Origin of the sequence: Robiginitalea sp. (assembly GCF_049588695.1) — a bacterium.
Lineage (GTDB): Bacteria > Bacteroidota > Bacteroidia > Flavobacteriales > Flavobacteriaceae > Robiginitalea.
This window is the reverse complement of record NZ_JBAVZJ010000516.1, coordinates 1-5,072: the sequence shown is the minus strand read 5'-3', so window position 1 is coordinate 5,072 and position 5,072 is coordinate 1. Positions and strand designations below refer to the sequence as shown.

7 protein-coding genes are annotated in these 5,072 nt (G+C 49.3%); 2 read left to right on the top strand and 5 right to left on the bottom strand.

The annotated features are described in order from the left end of the window. The 3 genes from WBV75_RS11985 to WBV75_RS11975 form a co-directional block, all read right to left on the bottom strand. Positions 1 to 484: ABC transporter permease subunit (locus WBV75_RS11985; protein WP_424120827.1), on the bottom strand; the 484-nt coding region annotated here is incomplete at its 3' end. Between the two features lie 11 nt (positions 485 to 495). Continuing rightward, a complete protein-coding gene (locus tag WBV75_RS11980) occupies positions 496 to 786 on the bottom strand; it encodes a putative quinol monooxygenase (protein ID WP_424120826.1) in 291 nt (96 codons plus the stop codon). Next, positions 787 to 1,617, bottom strand: a complete 831-nt coding sequence (locus tag WBV75_RS11975; RefSeq protein ID WP_424120825.1) for an SAM hydrolase/SAM-dependent halogenase family protein — start codon at positions 1,615 to 1,617, stop codon at positions 787 to 789. A 126-nt stretch (positions 1,618 to 1,743) separates the two neighbouring features. On the opposite strand from WBV75_RS11975, the gene WBV75_RS11970 reads away from it, so the two are divergent. Both WBV75_RS11970 and WBV75_RS11965 read left to right on the top strand, forming a co-directional pair. Beyond that, positions 1,744 to 2,697, top strand: a complete 954-nt coding sequence (locus WBV75_RS11970; protein ID WP_424120824.1) for a PhoH family protein — start codon at positions 1,744 to 1,746, stop codon at positions 2,695 to 2,697. Then, complete coding sequence (locus WBV75_RS11965) at positions 2,697 to 3,656, top strand: phosphoribosylaminoimidazolesuccinocarboxamide synthase (protein ID WP_424120823.1); 960 nt, start codon at positions 2,697 to 2,699, stop codon at positions 3,654 to 3,656. Before WBV75_RS11970 ends, WBV75_RS11965 begins: the two co-directional genes overlap by 1 nt. On the opposite strand, the gene WBV75_RS11960 is transcribed toward WBV75_RS11965, so the two are convergent. Then, complete coding sequence (locus WBV75_RS11960) at positions 3,657 to 4,304, bottom strand: 3'-5' exonuclease (RefSeq protein WP_424120822.1); 648 nt, start codon at positions 4,302 to 4,304, stop codon at positions 3,657 to 3,659. After that, on the bottom strand, positions 4,301 to 5,072 hold a 772-nt coding region (locus WBV75_RS11955; RefSeq protein WP_424120821.1), incomplete at its 5' end, for a putative nucleotidyltransferase substrate binding domain-containing protein. The genes WBV75_RS11955 and WBV75_RS11960, both read right to left, overlap by 4 nt.

The following is a 5,072-nucleotide window of genomic DNA, read 5'->3' as shown; positions in this document are numbered from 1 at the left end:
CTGTTAGTGTGGAGCATAAAAGTCCGATAGAAATATATAGTGCCATCAGCAGTACCAGGCCCCCATAGGATCCCCAAACCAGTCCTGTATCCATATTTCCTGCGGTAGTCCCCAGATTGTAAATGCTCGCCACGTAGAGCAGGGTAGGGAGGATGGCGATAAGCACAAGCACCAGGGCTCCGAAATATTTGCCCAGGACAAGCGAGGTGGTAGATATGGGCTTACTGAGCAGGAGTTCGAGGGTTCCCAGTTTTTGCTCTTCCGAAAATGAGCGCATCGTAACGGCCGGTATCAGGAGCAGGAAAATCCAGGGAGCCAGGAGGAAAAAGAGGCTGAGGTCTGCAAAACCAAAATCCAGGATATTAAAGGGGCCTTTAAAAACCCATAGAAACAGACCGGATAATACCAGAAAAAGCCCCATGACCAGGTATCCGACCGGACTTGTGAAGAACGAGCTGATCTCTTTTTTAAAAACAGGCCACATACATCTATTCTTTATATATCCTTTGTCTTCAGGCTCCAGGCTTTTGGCCGCTCCGAAAACAATTTCCGGGTCTGGCCCCAGACACCCTTGAAAAACTCAGACTGCCGGTACTCCTCCAGGGCCGCTTCAGACTCCCACTGGCTGTAGGTGAAAAAGGTTGAAGGGTCGCCCATGTCCTGCAACAAGTTTACCTTCAGGCAGCCGGGAAAACTGCGTATCCCTTTTTCTGAGGCCTGGAAAAGGCGTTCAAAACTAGGGATATTTTCCGGTTCAAAGGTCATTTTTACAATTCGGGTCAGCATCTATGTAAAGTTTATCAATACCGTGTCGCGATAGTCTAATCCGAGGAGGCTCGCAGCCCCACCGACGGTATTGGGGTTGCTCTTGTATATGGCCAGTTCAATATAGCCCGCGGAATTGAAAAGCGCCATCAAATCCCCGGCCCCCCGCCGCTGGGACTTGTCGAGATCGAAGTTGATAATGTCACTGTATTTTTTGTATATCTCGGTGAGCTTTTTATTGCGCGCTTCCAGGGTAAAGGCCCGCCCTTTCCGATAGGCTTCGAAAAGGTTTTTATGAATATTGGTCACGACATTTCCGTAGTTATCGATGTAGAGTACCGTACCTAATATCGTATTCCCGCTGTTGGTGATCGTAGGGGCATTTTCCCGGATAGAGCGCAATCCCAAAAACGGTTTGCCGATGACTTCAAGGGTACCCCCCCGCGCCAGGTGGCAGGCGACTTTTACAAAAACATCCAGTACCGGGAACGGACTGGATATGGTATTGGGCAATTGTATTTCAACTACTTTATCCGGGGTAACCTCGTCCGTGATCAGGCTGATGACCCCATTGTCTGCCGTGATAAAGAAGTGGCCGTCGACCAGCAGGGCCAGATGGGTGTTCTCCGATGTTTTTTCAGAATCCACCCCTACAATATGGATACTGCCCTCTGGAAAAGCCTTGTAGGCATTTTTGAGCAGGTAGGCGCATTCCTGTATGTGGAAGGGGCTCACCTGGTGTGAAATATCAACAAGGGTAGCCTCGGGGAGTTCACTGTAAATGTGCCCTTTTATAGCGCCTACATAATGATCTTTAAGCCCAAAATCTGTGGTCAGGGTGATGATTGGCATCCTTGGGTGTTGATATTTTTTTAAGGCGTCAAATTGAATTTTACGTAAGTTTGTTCAGCAAAATTAAGTAAAAAAAAGGGCGGCTGACCGCATCTGTTCAGAGCACTTATAAACACTCCTTTCTTTTTGAACGAACTCATCCTCGAACTCACAGACATTAATCCCCGGGATTTCTTCGGGGATCGGAATGCAAACATAGACCTTCTCAAAAAATCGTTTCCCCAACTCAAAATTGTCGCAAGAGGCAATAAGATCAAGGTTTATGGGGATCCTCCTTCTTTAGAGGAGTTTGAAAAGCGCTTTAAGATGTTGACGGAACATTTTTCCAAGTACAATAAACTGGATGAAAATGGGATCGAACGCATTCTGAGCAGCAACGGAAAAGAAGATTACGCTTCTTCGGCAACCAGCAGTGATGTGCTGGTCCACGGGGTCAACGGGCGTATGGTCAAAGCACAAACAGTCAATCAGCGCAGGTTGGTAGATGCCATGGGGAAAAACGATATGGTTTTTGCCATCGGCCCGGCAGGTACCGGAAAGACCTATACTGGAGTGGCCCTCGCCGTCCGGGCACTTAAAAACAAGGAAGTCAAGCGCATCATCCTCACCCGGCCTGCAGTGGAGGCAGGGGAGAACCTGGGTTTCTTACCCGGGGACCTCAAGGAGAAGCTGGACCCGTATATGCAACCTCTTTACGATGCCCTTCGGGATATGATACCGGCCGAACGCCTGGTTAAATATATCGAGGACGGCACCATCCAAATAGCCCCGATGGCCTTTATGAGAGGGCGAACGCTCGATCACGCCTTTGTGATTTTAGACGAGGCCCAGAATACGACCCATGCCCAGATGAAAATGTTCCTGACGCGAATGGGGAAAAGCGCCAAATTTTTACTCACGGGAGATCCGGGACAGATCGACTTGCCCCGCAGGGTTATTTCCGGACTCAAGGAGGCTCTGTTGATCCTGAAAAACATAAAGGGGATCGAAATCATCTATCTCGACGACAAGGATGTCATCCGCCATAAGCTCGTCAAAAAAGTGATAGATGCCTATAAAACCATCGAACACCAGAACTAATGACGAGCCAAACCATTACGAGCACAGATTTTAATTTTCCCGGGCAAAAAAAGGTGTATAAGGGCAAGGTACGGGAGGTGTATTTTCTGGAGAATGACCTTTTGGTCGTTGTGGCCACCGACCGCCTCTCTGCCTTTGATGTTGTACTTCCCAAAGGCATACCCTACAAAGGCCAGATTCTGAACCAGCTCGCCTTTGCGATGATGCAGGCGACCCGGGATATCGTTCCCAATTGGATAGAAGCCATGCCGGATCCGAACGTCACTGTGGGGGTGCGATGTGAACCCTTTAAAGTGGAAATGGTGATCCGGGGGTACCTGGCCGGTCATGCAGCCCGTGAATACGCCTCCGGAAAGCGCGTACTCTGCGGAGTGGAAATGCCGGAAGGCATGAAGGAGAACGATCCATTTCCGGAGCCGGTCATTACCCCGGCGACCAAAGCAGAGCAGGGGGATCACGATGAAGATATATCGGCCCAGGCCATTGTCGATCGGGGTTTGGTGTCTGCCTCGGATTACGCCGAATTGGAATCCATTACCCGCAAACTTTTTCAAAGGGGATCAGAACAGGCGGACGAAAAAGGACTCATCCTGGTCGATACAAAATATGAATTCGGCCGGTCCCCGGATGGCAGGATTATGCTGATCGATGAGATCCACACCCCGGATTCTTCCCGGTATTTCTATGCGGAGGGCTACCAGGAGCGGCAACAAAAAGGGGAGGCTCAGAAACAACTCTCCAAGGAATTTGTACGCCAATGGTTGATATCCCATGGTTTCCAGGGGCTCGAGGGCCAAAGCCTTCCGGAAATGACCGACGCCTACGTCACCTCGGTTTCAGACCGATACGTGGAACTGTATGAGAATATTTTGGGAACCCCTTTTGAAAAAGGAGACATTTCGGATATTGAGAACAGGATCGACGAGAACGTCACCCGGTATCTGCAGACGCGCTCCTGATTATCGGGCGATTCGCACCAGGTCCTTGAGGGAAGACCCCGGTTTTATATTCAATTGCCCCAGTATATGCATAAAGGCGAGTGCGGTAATGTAGGCATCGCCCAGGGCGGTATGCCTGTCTTTACAGGAGATGTCGTACTTCTTTGCCAGTTCATCCAGACTATAACCTGGCTTTTTAGGGACCAGTGGGGTTTTTAGCAAGGTTTTCCGGTAGAGTCGACCGGTGTCCAGGGCGATATTCTCCAAAGGGGGAAGGCCATGTCGTATCTGGGCCTGGCGGATCATTTCGAGATCAAACCCAATATGGTGCCCCACCAGAATGGAGTCTTCCAGATAGGATCCGAGTTGCACCAGGGCCTGTTTTTCAGGGATACGCGCATTGGGGCCTGTTTTCAGGATTCCGTGTATGGGAACAGAGTTGGCATCAAAGTGGTCCTGGGCGATAAAAATCTCCAGGGTATCCCGGACCTGCATACGGCCATTGATTATTTTTACACCCCCAAAACTGAGGATGCGATCTTTCGAGGGGTCCAACCCGGTCGTCTCCGAGTCGATTACTGCAAAACAGACTTCTGAAACGGGGCGTTCAGGGACCTGACTTCCAACCTTAAACAGGCCTTTCCAATCCTTCCGGGTCCATACCTTCATAACACCCGATTTGTGACCTTAAATCGGAGTGCGATCAGTTCCTGGAGCTCTTTCAGGATTTTAAAGGTGCGCTTCAATTTTATCTTTTCTTCTTTGCTCAAAGTATCCAACGCAATAAACCGCCCTGAATCTGAATGCAGGAGGCCCTGCTTGGTCCGGAATTTTAATAGGGCTTTCGTGGCATAGGAACAGGAAAGGAAAAACTCACGGTTGTTGGCTTCGAGATCCGCCAGCTTTTCAAATCGTTCGGCTGTATTGTTAATCGACCGAACCTTGTGTGACAGGATCAGTACCCTGGCGGCATCTGTAAAAGGCATCAGGACTCTTCGCTTTAAGTCGAAAAAATCTTTGTGCTTCCCGTCCTGTTCCAGGAGAAACTGTCTGAAAAAACCGGAAGGGGAAGGGTTTTGCAGGGCTCCACTGGCCAGGTGATAATAGAACATCGGGTAGGAATCAACATTGCTGAAAATGTGATTGGATAATTGAGTAACCAGACTTCGGGTGCCATAAGTGTAATTGAAGTCAAAGAAGATAGAGGAGAGCAGCACTTCTTCCTTCCCCGGGTTGTGAATCCAGCCGGTAACTGTCTGCTTCCATTCATTCAGGGGTTTACACCAATTGGGGTTAGAAGCCATCATATCTGCCGGGCAGTATTCATATCCTATGGTTTTGAGTCCTTTATTTACCCGAGCGGCCAGTTGGTGAAAATACTGCTGTACCTTCTCCGCATCTTTATCCGGCACATCTTCATAGACCAGAGCATTGTCC

Bases quoted from the DNA above. Each gene is read 5' to 3' on its own strand.
- WBV75_RS11980 (WP_424120826.1), bottom strand. From the start codon at position 786: ATGCTGACCCGAATTGTAAAAATGACCTTTGAACCGGAAAATATCCCT.
- WBV75_RS11975 (WP_424120825.1), bottom strand. From the start codon at position 1,617: ATGCCAATCATCACCCTGACCACAGATTTTGGGCTTAAAGATCATTAT.
- WBV75_RS11965 (WP_424120823.1), top strand. From the start codon at position 2,697: ATGACGAGCCAAACCATTACGAGCACAGATTTTAATTTTCCCGGGCAA.
- WBV75_RS11960 (WP_424120822.1), bottom strand. From the start codon at position 4,304: ATGAAGGTATGGACCCGGAAGGATTGGAAAGGCCTGTTTAAGGTTGGA.